This is a genomic window from Microbacterium sp. C-MGS6 (genome assembly GCF_058140415.1).
Map to the genome: position 1 here is coordinate 2,645,704 of NZ_CM176934.1, position 13,394 is coordinate 2,659,097.

Genomic DNA, 13,394 nt, shown 5'->3' on the forward strand with positions numbered 1-13,394 from the left:
CCGCCGACGCTCCCACCACCCGGCGACTCCGCGTCCGTCCGGATGACGATGTCTCCGGGGAGGATCAGTCGATGAGGGCGGAGACCCGGGCGCGGATGCGGTCGGCGATGCGCTCGGGTGCGTCCGCGGCATCGATCACGAGGAACCGCCCAGGCTCCGCGCGGGCCAGGTCGAGGTAGGCCTCGCGCACGCGGGAGTGGAAGGCCTCCTTCTCGGCCTCCAGCCGGTCGAACGGCTTGTCGGCCGAATCGAGGCGCATGCGCGCGGTGGCCGGATCGAGGTCCAGCAGGACGGTGAGATCCGGAAGAGCCCCTTCGGCGGCCCAGAGCGACAGGTCGCGGATCTCCGTGGCGTCCAGAACACGTCCGGCGCCCTGGTAGGCCACCGAGGAGTCGAGGTAGCGGTCCTGCAGCACGATCTCACCGCGAGCGAGTGCGGGTCGGACGACCGTGGCGACGTGGTGTGCGCGATCGGCGGCGTAGAGCAGCGCCTCCGCACGCGGGGCGATGTCGCCGCGGTGGTGGAGCACGATGTCGCGGATGAGCTGCCCGACCTCGGAACCTCCCGGCTCCCGGGTGCGCACGACCGTCTGACCGCTCTGCTCCAGCCAGGTGGCCAGGAGGTTCGACTGGGTGGTCTTCCCGGAGCCGTCCCCGCCCTCCAGCGTGATCCAGAGGCCGGAGCCTGCGGTCACGAGTCCGCCTTCTGTGCTGCCTTCGCCGCCGCATTCGCCGCCCGGGTCGCCGCCGCCTTCTTGGCCGCCGCGGAACGGGCCGCGGAGGTGGTCGACGTCTTCGCCGTGGACTTCTTCGCGGTGGAGGCGGCCGTCTTCGCCGGAGCCTTCTTGGCAGGGGCCTTCTTGGCCGGAGCCTTCTTCGCGGGAGCCTTCTTGGCCGCTCCGCGCTTGGGCGCCGGACCCTTGGCGCGCTTGTCCGCGAGCATCTGCACGGCGATCTCGAACGTGATGTCGTCCGGGGTCTGTCCGCGCGGGATCGTGACGTTCGTCTCACCGTCGGTGACGTACGGCCCGAACCGGCCGTCGCGCACACGGATGGGCTTGCCGCTCACCGGGTCGGCGTCGAACTCGGCCAGCGCGCTCGACGCCCGGCGGGCGCCGTACTTGGGCTGCTGGTAGATCTCCAGTGCCTGCTCCAGAGTCACGTCGAAGATCTGCGACTCGCTCTCCAGCGACCGGGAATCGGCGCCCTTCTTCAGATACGGACCGAAGCGCCCGTTCTGCGCGGTGATCTCGTCACCCGTCTCCGGGTCGACGCCGACGACGCGGGGCAGGCTCAGCAGCTGCAGCGCGGTGTCGAGGTCGATCGTGTCCACCGACATCGAGCGGAACAGCGAGGCGGTGCGGGGCTTGGGCGCCGCTTCCTTCTTCGCGCCGCGCTTCCCCTTCGCGCTGGGTGCCTGAGCCTGTCGAAGGTCGACGACCTCACCGGTGGCCTCGTCGACGGCGGCATCGTCGGAGACCGGATCGTTCTCCTGCACGTAGGGACCGAAGCGGCCGTCCTTGACGACGACGACCTTGCCGTTCTCCGGGTTCACGCCGAGGACGCGGTCGCCGGCGACCGGCGCATCGATGAGCTCCTGGGCCTTCTCCGCCGTGAGCTCGTCGGGAGCGAGGTCTTCGGGGACGTTGACGATGCGCGGCTTGGCCTCCGGATCCTTCGGGTCCGCCACCTCGAGGTAGGGGCCGTACTTGCCGAAGCGCAGCGTCGCAGTGTCGGTGATCCGCGTCGAGTTCAGCGCGCGGGCATCGATCTCCCCGAGATTGTCGACGACCTGTCGGAGCCCCACGTGCGAGTCGGAGCCGAAGTAGAACGACTTGAGCCACTCCACGCGGTTCTGCTCGCCGCGTGCGATGGTGTCGAGATCGTCCTCCAGCGCGGCGGTGAAGTCGTAGTCGACGAGCTCGGCGAAGTGCTCCTCGAGCAGGCGCACCACGCTGAACGCGAGCCATGTCGGCACGAGGGCCTGTCCGCGCTTGACCGCGTACCCGCGGTCGAGGATGGTCTCCGGGATCGTGGCGAAGGTCGACGGACGGCCGATGCCCTTCTCCTCGAGCACCTTCACCAGCGAGGCCTCGGTGTAGCGCGGCTTCGGCGTGGTGCGGTGCCCCTTCGCCTCCGCGGCGGACACGGCCAGCTCATCCCCGACGGAGACCGCGGGCAGGGACTGGTTCTCGGCGGCGTCCGCGTCGCTGCGCTTCTCGTCACGCCCCTCTTCGTACGCCTCCAGGAAGCCCTTGAAGGTGTAGACGGTGCCCGAGGCAGTGAACTCGGCGGTCTGGCCGTCCGCCTCGACCGCGATGGTGACGGTCGTCGTCTCGTACTTCGCGTCCGACATCTGGCTGGCGACGGTGCGCTTCCAGATGAGGTCGTAGAGCCGCTGCTCCTCGCGGTCGAGCTCGCCGGACAGCGAGGACGGCGTGCGGAAGTTCTCCCCCGAGGGACGGATCGCCTCGTGCGCCTCCTGGGCGTTCTTGCTCTTCGACTTGTACACGCGCGGCTTCAGGGGCACCGCGCTGTCGCCGTAGAGAGCCACTGCCTGGCTCCGCGCCGCCTGCACCGCCTGGGTGCTCAGCGCCGTGGAGTCGGTACGCATATAGGTGATGTACCCCTTCTCGTAGAGGCGCTGGGCGACGCTCATCGCCTGCTTCGCACTCATCGAGAGCTTGCGCCCCGCCTCCTGCTGCATCGTGGAGGTCGTGAACGGTGCATACGGGCTGCGGGTGCCGGGCTTGGCCTCGACCTTGGTGACGGTTCCCGCCCCCGCGGCGTCGACGGCTCGCGCCAGGGCAGCCGCCTTGGCCTCGTCGAGGACGACGACCGCCTTCTTGAGCTTCCCGGTGTCGTCGAAGTCGGACCCCCGGGCGAGCTGTCCGCCGTCCACGCGCACGAGGCGGATGCGGAAGGAGGTGCCGGTCGCCGCGGCGTCGGCGTCCACGTCCCAGTACTCCGCGGACACGAAGGCCATGCGCTCGCGCTCACGGTCGACGATGAGGCGCGTCGCGGCGGACTGCACCCGACCGGCGGAGATCCCCGTCTTGACCTTGTACCAGAGCACGGGCGAGACGTCCCACCCGTAGAGGCGGTCGAGGATGCGCCGGGTCTCCTGCGCGTCGACGAGGGCATGGTCGAGCTCGCGGGTGTTGCCGACCGCGGCCTGGATCGCGTCCTTGGTGATCTCGTGGAACACCATGCGCTTGACCGGCACCTTCGGCTTCAGCGTCTCCAGTAGGTGCCAGGCGATCGCCTCGCCCTCGCGGTCCTCATCAGTGGCGAGCAGGACCTCGTCGGCGTGCTTGAGCGCGCGCTTGAGTTCGGCGACCGTCTTGGTCTTGCGGTCCGACACCACGTAGTAGGGGTCGAAGCCGTTGTCGATGTCGATGGAGTACTTGCCGTACGCCTTCTTGTCCTCGGCCGGGATGTCCTTCTTGTCGGCGAGATCGCGGATGTGGCCGACGGAGCTGAGCACCTCGTAACCGTCGCCGAGGTATCCCTGAATAGACCGCATCTTCGTCGGGGACTCGACGATGACGAGCTTCTTGCCTTCAGCCAAGGGGCGTCCTTTCTTCGAAGCACACCATACACACCGCTATTCGGGGTCGTTCACAGCGGGCGAGGGGTAAGGCCGCCGTCATGATTCCTCGGGTGGCCCGGCGCGGGCTCGGGAGACGGCGGCGAGTCCAGCGTACGCCGCCTCCACAGACACGGTCGCCACATACCCTTCCAGCGAACAGCTCGTCAACGCCGCCCCGCCTGCCGCGGCGACCCTCGCCGCGAGCGCGCACGGCTCATCCGCCGTCGCCACGGCACCGCTGGCGGCATCGGCCGCGGCGAGTGGGGCGGCGTCGGCCGCCCCCGCCGCGCGCTGTGCCGTGACCGCCGCACCGCCCACCGCCGCGAGCCCGACGGACAAGGTCGCGCTCACGACGAGGAGGGCGGCCGCGAGCGCCGAGCCCGCCATCAACGGCCCCCATCGAGTGCGCAGCTCGAGGCGCGCAAGGGGAAGCTGATGACGGCGCCGACCGAGACCCGGAGGGTCACCGTGGCGCACACCGGGTCCCCGGTGGAGGCGAACGAGGCCCCGGCGCCGGGGACCGCCGCGTGCACGATGCGCGCAGCCGTCGCCGTGTCCTCGCCCCGTCCGAGCAGGCGGGCTGCGTCCGCTGCCGCATCCTGGAGCGCCACCTGCCGGGACGCGGCCGCGAGAGCCCCGGCCCCGAGCAGCAGCACCAGCACGACGGCGGGCAGCGCCATGGCGAGCTCCGCCGCGACGGCGCCTCGTTCGCTCCCGCCGCGCGGTCGCTCGCGAGGGGCCGTCACGACACGGTCAGGGCGCGGCGGACAAGCCCCGTGAGGATGCCCCGCACCTCATCCGAGCGCATGATGGCCACCAGCAGTCCCGCGAACGCGACAGCGGCCATCGTGGTGATGGCGTACTCGGCGGTCGCCGCGCCGGTGTCGTCCCCGAAGAGAGCGAGGGCGCGGCGTCGGTTCAGGGTGGGAAGGGTGTCATTCATCTTTGGTACCTCTTTCTTCATCGGTGTGGAGGGGGTCGTCAGGTCGGCAGCGGTGTGGCGGCGAACACGCTGAGCAGCAGCGGTGCCACGCCGAGCAGGAGGAACGCCGGCAGTGTGCAGACGCCGAGCGGAAGCAGCAGGCGCGTGGAGAGCCGAGCAGCGCGAAGACGACCGTGGATCCGTGCCCGGTGCCGGTCCTGCGCCGCGGTCGCGCGGAGGAGCTCGACGGCGGGGACGCCGGCCGCACGGGAGAGATCGAGCACCTCTTGCACACGGTCGCGTCCGGCCGCATCGACCACCCTCGTCTCTGCCACCAGTTCGACAGCGCGGTCGATCGGTGCGCCTCCCGCCAACGCCACCCCCACGAGCTCCGCAGCCATCCCCGGGGTCCCCGGCTGCGGCCGCGCGCGGCGCAGCAGAGCCTGCGTCCAGAGCCGGGCGAGGACGACGAACACCAGACCGGTGACGACGCAGGCGGCCCCCAGAGGGTTCCCGACGATGACGCCCCAGGCGTCGAATCCCAGCGCGACGCCGAGCAGCAGACCGACCAACGGCATCCAGAGCAGCAGGCGCGCCGTGCCCGCAGGCTCGGCGAGCGCGACCCGCACGTCGTCAGCCGCGGATGCGGCGTCGCGCAGAGCCTCGGCGATCGAGCGCAGCACATCGGCCAGTGGGGCCCCGACGGTGGTGGCGATCTCCCACGCCGCCGCCAACTCCGTCCACATCCCGCCCTGCTCCTCGATCGCGGAGACCAACGACACACCCTTTTCCGTTCGTGCCAGCACCGCCACGGCCACCGGGTCTCCGGTGCTCGCCAGATGACGCCAGGCGACGAGCGGGACCGCGCCGGCCTGGAGCAGCACCGCGAGCGTCTGCACGGAATCGGCGACGTCGGATCCCTGCTCCGCCGACGGTGCGTGCGCGACGAGCCTCACCACGGCTGCACCTCCTCGATCGCGAGACGATCCGCCGCCATCACGAGCCGGCCGGCCTTCGCGAGTCGCCGCGTCCCGCCCGGCGCCCGCTCGAGATGGAGCACCATGGTGAACGCGCTCACCGCCTGACGCCCGAGGGCCACCGCGTCCATACCGGCGAGCGCTCCCAGCGCCTCCAGCCGCGCCGGCACGTCGGCCAGGCCGCTCGCGTGCAGTGTGCCGGCCCCGCCGTCGTGTCCGGTGTTGAGAGCAGTGAGGAGTTCTCGTACCTCCTCGCCCCGGCACTCTCCCACCACGAGCCGATCCGGTCGCATCCGCAGGGACTCCCGCACCAGCCGCGCGAGATCGATCCCACCCGCTCCTTCCAGGTTGGCCTGACGCGCCTCCAGCGCCACGTGGTGCGGATGCCGGGGTCTGAGCTCCGCCACGTCTTCGATGGTGACGATCCGCTCACCGGGTGGGGCGGCGGAAAGGAGCGCCGACAGCAGCGTCGTCTTTCCGGTTCCGGTCCCCCCGGTGAGGAGGAGGTTCGCCCGGTCGCGCACGAGTCCGCCGAGCCATCGCTGCTGCCGGGCGTCGAAGGCACCGCGTTCCGCCAGGGCGTCGAGGTCAGCCACGTGTACGCGAGGAACCCGGATAGAGATGGCGGTGCCCTGCGCAGCGATAGGGGCCAATGCGGTATGCACGCGCACCCCGGAACCGAGCCGCACATCGACGCACGGCGTCTGGTCATCGAGATGGCGGCCGCCGAGGGCCACGAGGGCGACGGCGAGGTCACGGACTTCGCGCTCCGTGGCGCGCCAGGACGGCACGCGCTCCGCGCCGCTTCCCCGGTCCACGAACAGCGTGTCCGCGCCGTTCACGAACAGGTCCGTGACGTCCTCGTCGAGGAAGGCGGCGAGCGGAGCGAACGCCGGCTCGTTCCGGAGCGCCTCCTGCGGGGCGCGCACCGGATCCGTGGGCCCTGAGGGCCGCGGGTGGATGACGAATCGATCGGGCATACGGCGACGCTAGGCGGCCTGCGGACCTCAGCCAGCGGACGTGCGTGGGCGCTCACAGAGCATGTGCACAACCCCACGGACCGACCCGCAGTGGAGGAGCGGGCGGAGGGCATCGAACCAGAGAGAGCGCTCCCATGAGAAAGGGCGGCACCTCACGGGGGGAATGAGATGCCGCCCACGGCGGCTCTCGATCGGGGGAATCGGGCGCGCCAGGGCCGGAATGAGATTTCGGCTGTCGTCGAGTGTACGCAAGGCGACCGTCCTGACAAAACCCATCCGAGTACCGACTTTCGGCAGTATTCGGCGGTCAGGGGCGGGGATAGATTCGCCCTGACCTGGTCGCACTCCCCCCTGCGGCCATGCCTGCATGACCCGAACGCCGCAAAGGAGCGCCTGCCGATGAGCAGTCAGATCGATCACCTTCTCGACGAGACCCGGCGCTTCGCGCCGTCGGAGGAGTTCGCCGCCCAATCCGTCGCCTCGCAGGAGCTCTACGAGCGCGCAGCCGCGGACCGCGAGGGCTTCTGGGCCGACCAGTCACGCGAGCTCGTGCACTGGCACAAGCCCTTCACGCAGGTCCTCGATTGGAGCAACCCGCCCTTCGCCAAGTGGTTCGACGACGGCGAGCTCAACGTCGCGTACAACTGCCTCGACCGTCACGTCGAGGCCGGCAACGGCGACCGCGTCGCGCTGTACTGGGAGGGCGAGCCCGGGGACAGCCGTCGCATCACCTACGCCGAGCTGACCGATGAGGTCAAGCGCGTCGCGAACGTGCTCGAGGGGCTCGGCATCGGTCAGGGCGACCGGGTCGCGATCTACCTGCCGATGATCCCGGAGGCGATCGCCGCGATGCTCGCCGTGGCCCGCGTCGGCGCGATCCACTCGGTCGTCTTCGGCGGCTTCAGCGCGGACAGCCTGCGCTCCCGGATCGACGACGCCGGCGCCAAGCTCGTCATCACCGCGGACGGCGGCTACCGCAAGGGCCGCGTCTCGGCGCTGAAGCCTGCGGTCGACCAGGCCCTGGCCGACCGCGGCGAGGGCGAGCAGCAGACCGTCGAGCACGTGCTCGTGGTCAAGCGCGGCGAGAACGACGTGGAGTGGACGGACGGTCGCGACCTGTGGTGGCACGACGTCGTTCCCGCGGCCTCGGCCGACCACACCGCCCAGGCCTTCCCGTCCGAGAACCCGCTCTTCATCCTCTACACCTCGGGCACGACGGGGAAGCCGAAGGGCATTCTGCACACCTCCGGCGGCTACCTCACCCAGGCGGCGTACTCGCACAAGAACGTCTTCGACCTGAAGCCGGAGACCGACGTCTACTGGTGCACCGCCGACATCGGCTGGATCACCGGACACAGCTACGTCACCTACGGACCCCTCGCCAACGGCGCGACCCAGGTGCTGTACGAAGGCACCCCGGACACCCCGCACCCGGGCCGCTGGTGGGAGCTCATCGAGAAGTACAGGGTCTCGATCTTCTACACGGCCCCGACCGCGATCCGCTCCTTCATGAAGATCGGCCGGAGCGTCCCGCAGAAGTTCGACCTGTCGTCGCTGCGTCTGCTCGGCTCGGTCGGAGAGCCCATCAACCCCGAGGCGTGGATGTGGTACCGCGAGGTCATCGGCGCCGGCACTGCCCCCATCGTCGACACCTGGTGGCAGACCGAGACCGGCGCGATCATGGTGTCCGCCCTCCCCGGCGTGACCGCCACGAAGCCGGGCTCCGCGCAGGTGCCGCTGCCGGGCATCTCGATCGACGTGGTGGACGAGCAGGGCGTCGAGGTCGGTAACGGCAACGGCGGTCTCCTCGTGGTCACGGAGCCCTGGCCGAGCATGCTGCGCGGCATCTGGGGCGACCCCGAGCGCTTCCGCGAGACGTACTGGGAGAAGTTCGAGGACAAGGGCTACTACTTCGCCGGCGACGGCGCCCGCCTCGACGAGGACGGCGACCTCTGGCTGCTCGGCCGGGTCGACGACGTGATGAACGTCTCCGGCCACCGGTTGTCGACCGCGGAGATCGAGTCCTCCCTCGTGGCACACGAGGCCACCGCCGAGGCCGCTGTCGTCGGCGCATCGGACGAGACCACCGGTCAGGCGGTCGTGGCGTTCGTCATCATCAAGGAGAGCTACCTCTCCGCCCACGACCCGGCCGGACTCGCGCAGCAGCTGCGGCTCTGGGTGGGCGAGCAGATCGGCGCGATCGCGCGTCCCCGCGACGTGTACATCGTGGGCGAGCTGCCGAAGACCCGCTCCGGGAAGATCATGCGACGCCTGCTGCGCGACGTCGCCGAGGGCCGCGAGGTCGGTGACACCACGACGCTCGCCGACACCGCCGTGATGAGCATCATCTCCGCCCAGGTCAAGTAACGCGAGACCCCGGGTTCACGTCGAGACCCCCTGCTGCAGATGTCTGCAGCAGGGGGTCTCGACGTTTGCGCGGGGTCTCGGCGGGCCGGGCGCGGGGACTACGCGAGGCGGAACGTGACCTCGACCTCGACGGGGCTGCCGAGCGGGAGCTCCGCGACGCCGACAGCAGCGCGAGCGTGCCGTCCCTCCTCGCCGAAGATCTCGCCGAGCACCTCGCTCGCGCCGTTGATGACGGCAGGCTGTCCGGTGAAGCCCTCCGCAGAGCCGACGAAGCCGCCGACGCGGACCACACCGGCGATCCGATCCACACCGCCCGCGACATCGGCGGCCGCGGCGAGCGCGTTCAGGACGCACGTCCTGGCGTACGCCTTCGCGTCCTCTGCGGAGACCTCCGCGCCGACCTTGCCGGTCGCGGGGAGGGCGCCGTCGACGAACGGGAGCTGGCCCGACGTGTAGACGAGTCCGCCGTGCACGACCGCCGGCACGTAGGCGGCGACCGGAGCGGCGACGGCGGGCAGCTCGATGCCGAGCTCGGAGAGACGGGCGGCGACGCTCATGCCTGGCCTCCCTCGAACTGGCGCGAGGCCTCGGCGGCAGCGGCGAGACCGGCGTTGGCCGAGCCGTCCGTCGTCACGGGGCGCTTGAAGTAGGCGACCAGACCGCCTTCGGGGCCCTGCACCACTTGGACGAGCTCCCAGCCCTGCTTGCCCCAGTTGTTGAGGATGGCCGCGGTGTTGTGGATCAGCAGCGGCGTGGTGAGGTACTCCCACGTGGTCATGGCACTCCTGTCGATCAGGGCGCGTCCAGGGCAGACCGGGCCGCGCTCGTCAAAGCCGGTATTCAGGGAACTCCCCTACGATCAAGCGTATGCCCCAAAAGAACCGCACGGTGAAGGGCGTGCTCGGCGGTCTCGTCGGGCTCGTCGGACTGAGCGCCATCGCCGGTCTGCTGGTCACCGCCAGCGTCACCCCCGTCCTCGCGATGACCGGCGTCGCCGGCTCCACGGCACTGACGATCTTCGATGAGCTGCCCGAGGTGCTCAAGGTCGACACCCCGATGGAGCAGTCGACGATCTACGCGACCAACCCCGAGGGCAAGCCGGTCGTGCTGGCGTCGTTCTACGAGCAGAACCGCGTGCCGGTCACCTACGAGCAGGTCGCACCGGTCCTCTACGACGCGATCCTCTCCAGTGAGGACAAGAACTTCTACACCCACGGCGGCGTCAACCTCGGCGCGACCGTGAAGGCCCTCGTCGACAACGTGCGGGGCACCTCCAGCCGCGGCGCCTCGACGATCAGCCAGCAGTTCGTGAAGAACGTCCGCATCCAGCAGTGCGAGCAGAACGTCAACACGGCTTCCGAGACGTATGCGGACGAGCTGCAGCAGTGCTGGCAGGACGCCACCAACGCCTCTGGTGTGGACGGCATCGAGCGCAAGCTCCAGGAGATGCGCTACGCCATCCAGATCGAGAAGGACTACTCGAAGAACGACATCCTCCTCGGGTACCTCAACATCGCGAACTTCGGCGGCACGGTCTACGGGATCGAGGCCGCCGCGCGCTACTACTTCTCGACGTCGGCGGCGAAGCTCACCGTCGGCCAGGCGGCGACGCTCGCCGGCATCGTGCAGAACCCGAACACGTACCGCATCGACAAGCCCGGCGGAACGTACACGACCGACGACGGCGTCGCGCACAACTCCGCTGAGGACGGCTACAAGGACGCCAAGGATCGCCGCGACTACGTGCTCGGCCGCATGCTCACGGACGGCAAGATCACCCAGGCCCAGCATGACGAGGCGAAGGCCGCGGCGATCGAGCCCGCCATCAAGGTCCCCACCCAGGGGTGCGCGGCCGCCGGCCGCAACGCGTACTTCTGCCAGTACGTGAAGTCGATCGTCGAGAACGACGAGGCGTTCGGTGCGGACATCCAGGAGCGCCGTGACCTCCTGCGCCGCGGTGGCCTGAAGATCTACACCACGCTGGACTTCCGCGTGCAGGACCCGGCGGCCGAGGAGATGGCCAACGTCGTCCCCGCGAACTTCGACAACAAGTACTTCGGCGCTGCCGGCGTATCGATCGAGGTCGGCACGGGCCGCATCCTCTCCATCACGCAGAACACGAAGTTCTCGGAGACCCCGACCACCGACCAGCAGTACTCGTCGCTCGTCTTCGCCGGTGACCAGAAGTACGGCAAATCCGGCGGCTTCCAGGTCGGGTCGACCTACAAGCTCTTCACGCTCATCGACTGGCTCGAGAAGGGCCACTCCGTGCGGGAGAACCTGAACGGAACCGTGCAGACCAATCTGCAGATCCCGGTCTGCGGCAGCCCGCAGTCGACGGACACCGCGAAGATCGGCAACTTCGGCCGCAGCCGCGGCTATCCGGGGACGCCGATGACGTTCACCGCGCAGTCGCTCAACAGCGGGTACTTCGCGATGGCCTCCAAGCTCGACGTCTGCGACATCAACAAGGTCGCCGACAAGATGGGCGTCACCCTGGCCAGCGGCGAGAAGGTCACGGAGGAGAACGTCCCCTACGACGTCCTCGGCCCGAAGAACATCTCCCCCATCGCGATGGCCAACGCCTACGCGACGGTCGCCAGCGGCGGCACGTACTGCACGCCCCGCGCCATCGACAAGGTGATCGACGCCGAGGGCAAGGAGCGTCCGCTTCCCAAGGCGTCCTGCACCGAGGGCGTGCTCTCGAAGGAGGTCGCGGCGACCGCGGCCTATGCACTGCAGGGCGTCATGGCCGGCGGCGGCACCGGCGCGCGAGCCAACCCGTTCGACGGCACCCCGCTGATCGGCAAGACCGGGACACACGACCTGTGGTCGACCATGATGATCGAGTCCAGCACCAAGGTCGCGACCGCGGTCTGGGCCGGCCGCTCGAACGGCAACCACGACAACGTGTTCAACGTCTGGACCGGCAGTCACCTGCTCAACGAGGTGCGGTACCCCCTCGCGAGGGCCGCGCAGCATGCCGCGAACCAGGCGTACGGCGGCGACCAGTTCCCGGAGCCGGACGGCAACCTCATCCGACAGATCCGGGTCGACGTGCCGGATGTCGTCGGGCAGACCGTCGAGGAGGCGACCGCGACCCTCGAGCGCGCCGGTTTCGATGTCTCCGTGGGCGCCCCCGTGGACAGCGACAAGGCGACGAACATCGTCGTCGAGCAGAACCCGTCCGGTCAGGCGGCTGCCGGAGCCACGATCACGATCTCGCCCAGCAACGGCAAGGGCGCGACCGTCCCCGACGTGACGGGGCAGAGTCCGACCGAGGCGAACGCCGCCCTCGTCGCCGCCGGCTTCACGACGGTCGAGCGAGAAGGATCCTGCAACGCGGAAGGGGCGACCGTGACCGCGACGACCCCCGCTGCGAACTCCGCGGCCACGAAGGCCACGCCGATCCGAGTGTCGTGCAAGTAGGCGCGTCCCGCGCGGCGCACCCGGCCCTCATCGCGCTCGGCGCGGTGGGGGCCGTCGGTGTGGCCGCGGCGATCTGGGGTATCGGCATCGAGCGGTATCTGTTCACGGTGCGGGAGGTCTCGGCAGAGGCGCTTCCGACGGGCGCGGCGCCGCTGCGCATCCTGCATCTCTCCGATGCGCACATGGCGCCCTGGCAGCACCGGAAGCAGGACTGGCTCGCGTCCCTGGCCGACCTGAAGCCCGACCTCATCGTCAACACGGGCGACAACCTCGGGCACGAAGAGGGCTTGCAGGGCATCCGCCGGGCGTTCGCTCCCTTCGCCGGTATTCCCGGGGTGTTCGTGCACGGCTCCAATGACGTCAACGGCCCCTCCCCCCGGAATCCGCTGCGGTACTTCTCCGGACCGTCGCAGAAGCACCGCGAGCCCACGCTGCTCGACACGGCAGCGATGGACCACTACTTCACGGACGAGCTCGGCTGGGCCGACCTGAACAACACGGCGACGCGCCTCACGGTGCGGGGCGCCGCCGTCGACCTGTTCGGCGTCGACGACGCCCACCGCGACTGGGAGCGGCTGGACGTGCTGCCTGCGGCCCTCGAGGCGCTGGGCCCCCGAACGGATGCGACGCCGGTGCTCGGAGTCACGCACGCGCCGTATCAGCGCGTGCTCAACGGTTTCGTCGACCTCGGCGCGGACGCCATCCTCGGCGGGCACACGCACGGCGGGCAGGTCTGCCTCCCCGGCTTCGGGGCCATCGTGGCCAACTGCGACATCCCACTGAAGCAGGCCAAGGGGCTCAGCACCTGGACGCACGGCGACCGTTCCGTACCCCTGAACGTCAGCGCCGGCTGCGGACACTCGATCTACGCGCCGGTCCGCTTCGCGTGCCGCCCCGAGGCGACACTGCTCACCCTGACCCCGCGCGCCTGACCCGCGAGACGGATCCGCCACGCGGGTGGGAGGGCTCGATTCGGTGCTGGAGGCATTTCGCTGTAGACTCGGAGGGTTGCAAAACGGGGTGTGGCGCAGCTTGGTAGCGCGCTTCGTTCGGGACGAAGAGGTCGCAGGTTCAAATCCTGTCACCCCGACCAGTGACACGAGAAGGCCGCCCGCAGGGGCGGCCTTC

General features: G+C 69.9%; 12 protein-coding genes and 1 tRNA gene. 4 read left to right on the forward strand and 9 right to left on the reverse strand.

Annotated features, from left to right (window positions below; all coding sequences use genetic code 11):
* Nucleotides 1-64: 64 nt before the first annotated feature.
* From tmk to AC3B5L_RS13050, 7 genes are all read right to left on the reverse strand, one after another.
* A complete protein-coding gene (gene tmk / locus AC3B5L_RS13020) occupies nt 65-694 on the reverse strand; it encodes a dTMP kinase (protein ID WP_259951394.1) in 630 nt (209 codons plus the stop codon).
* Nucleotides 691-3,570 carry a type I DNA topoisomerase gene (gene topA, locus AC3B5L_RS13025; RefSeq protein ID WP_259951393.1) on the reverse strand — a complete coding sequence of 960 codons (2,880 nt, stop codon included), beginning with the start codon at nt 3,568-3,570 and terminating at the stop codon, nt 691-693. The genes tmk and topA overlap by 4 nt, the downstream gene beginning before the upstream one ends.
* A 78-nt stretch (nt 3,571-3,648) precedes the next feature.
* Nucleotides 3,649-3,978, reverse strand: coding sequence for a helicase (locus AC3B5L_RS13030; protein WP_490095849.1), 330 nt, complete (start codon nt 3,976-3,978; stop codon nt 3,649-3,651).
* Nucleotides 3,978-4,271 (reverse strand): TadE family type IV pilus minor pilin, encoded by a 294-nt coding sequence (locus AC3B5L_RS13035; RefSeq protein ID WP_490095850.1) that lies wholly within the window; start codon nt 4,269-4,271, stop codon nt 3,978-3,980. The genes AC3B5L_RS13030 and AC3B5L_RS13035 overlap by 1 nt, the downstream gene beginning before the upstream one ends.
* Nucleotides 4,272-4,333: 62 nt before the next feature.
* A complete protein-coding gene (locus tag AC3B5L_RS13040; protein WP_259951391.1) occupies nt 4,334-4,534 on the reverse strand; it encodes a DUF4244 domain-containing protein in 201 nt (66 codons plus the stop codon).
* A 38-nt stretch (nt 4,535-4,572) separates the two neighbouring features.
* A complete protein-coding gene (locus tag AC3B5L_RS13045; protein WP_259951390.1) occupies nt 4,573-5,472 on the reverse strand; it encodes a type II secretion system F family protein in 900 nt (299 codons plus the stop codon).
* A complete protein-coding gene (locus AC3B5L_RS13050) occupies nt 5,466-6,470 on the reverse strand; it encodes a TadA family conjugal transfer-associated ATPase (protein ID WP_280568348.1) in 1,005 nt (334 codons plus the stop codon). The genes AC3B5L_RS13045 and AC3B5L_RS13050 overlap by 7 nt, the downstream gene beginning before the upstream one ends.
* 399 nt (nt 6,471-6,869) lie before the next feature.
* Here AC3B5L_RS13050 and acs point away from each other — a divergent pair, with 399 nt between their 5' ends.
* On the forward strand, nt 6,870-8,837 hold the full coding sequence (gene acs / locus AC3B5L_RS13055) for an acetate--CoA ligase (RefSeq protein WP_490095851.1): 1,968 nt from the start codon (nt 6,870-6,872) through the stop codon (nt 8,835-8,837).
* A gap of 98 nt (nt 8,838-8,935) precedes the next feature.
* Here acs and AC3B5L_RS13060 read toward each other — a convergent pair whose 3' ends face one another.
* Entirely contained in the window at nt 8,936-9,394 is a 459-nt protein-coding gene (locus AC3B5L_RS13060) for a RidA family protein (RefSeq protein WP_490095852.1), read from the reverse strand.
* Nucleotides 9,391-9,615: a Sp36 family protein gene (sp36, locus tag AC3B5L_RS13065; RefSeq protein ID WP_060921874.1), complete on the reverse strand. Its 225-nt coding sequence runs from the start codon at nt 9,613-9,615 to the stop codon at nt 9,391-9,393. Before sp36 ends, AC3B5L_RS13060 begins: the two co-directional genes overlap by 4 nt.
* Before the next feature lie 89 nt (nt 9,616-9,704).
* Here sp36 and AC3B5L_RS13070 point away from each other — a divergent pair, with 89 nt between their 5' ends.
* The 3 genes from AC3B5L_RS13070 (at nt 9,705) to AC3B5L_RS13080 (ending at nt 13,359) form a co-directional block, all read left to right on the forward strand.
* Nucleotides 9,705-12,266, forward strand: coding sequence for a transglycosylase domain-containing protein (locus AC3B5L_RS13070; RefSeq protein WP_259951387.1), 2,562 nt, complete (start codon nt 9,705-9,707; stop codon nt 12,264-12,266).
* Nucleotides 12,257-13,198: a metallophosphoesterase gene (locus tag AC3B5L_RS13075; protein ID WP_259951386.1), complete on the forward strand. Its 942-nt coding sequence runs from the start codon at nt 12,257-12,259 to the stop codon at nt 13,196-13,198. Before AC3B5L_RS13070 ends, AC3B5L_RS13075 begins: the two co-directional genes overlap by 10 nt.
* Nucleotides 13,199-13,282: 84 nt before the next feature.
* A tRNA-Pro gene (locus AC3B5L_RS13080) sits at nt 13,283-13,359 on the forward strand.
* The last annotated feature ends 35 nt before the right edge of the window (nt 13,360-13,394 follow it).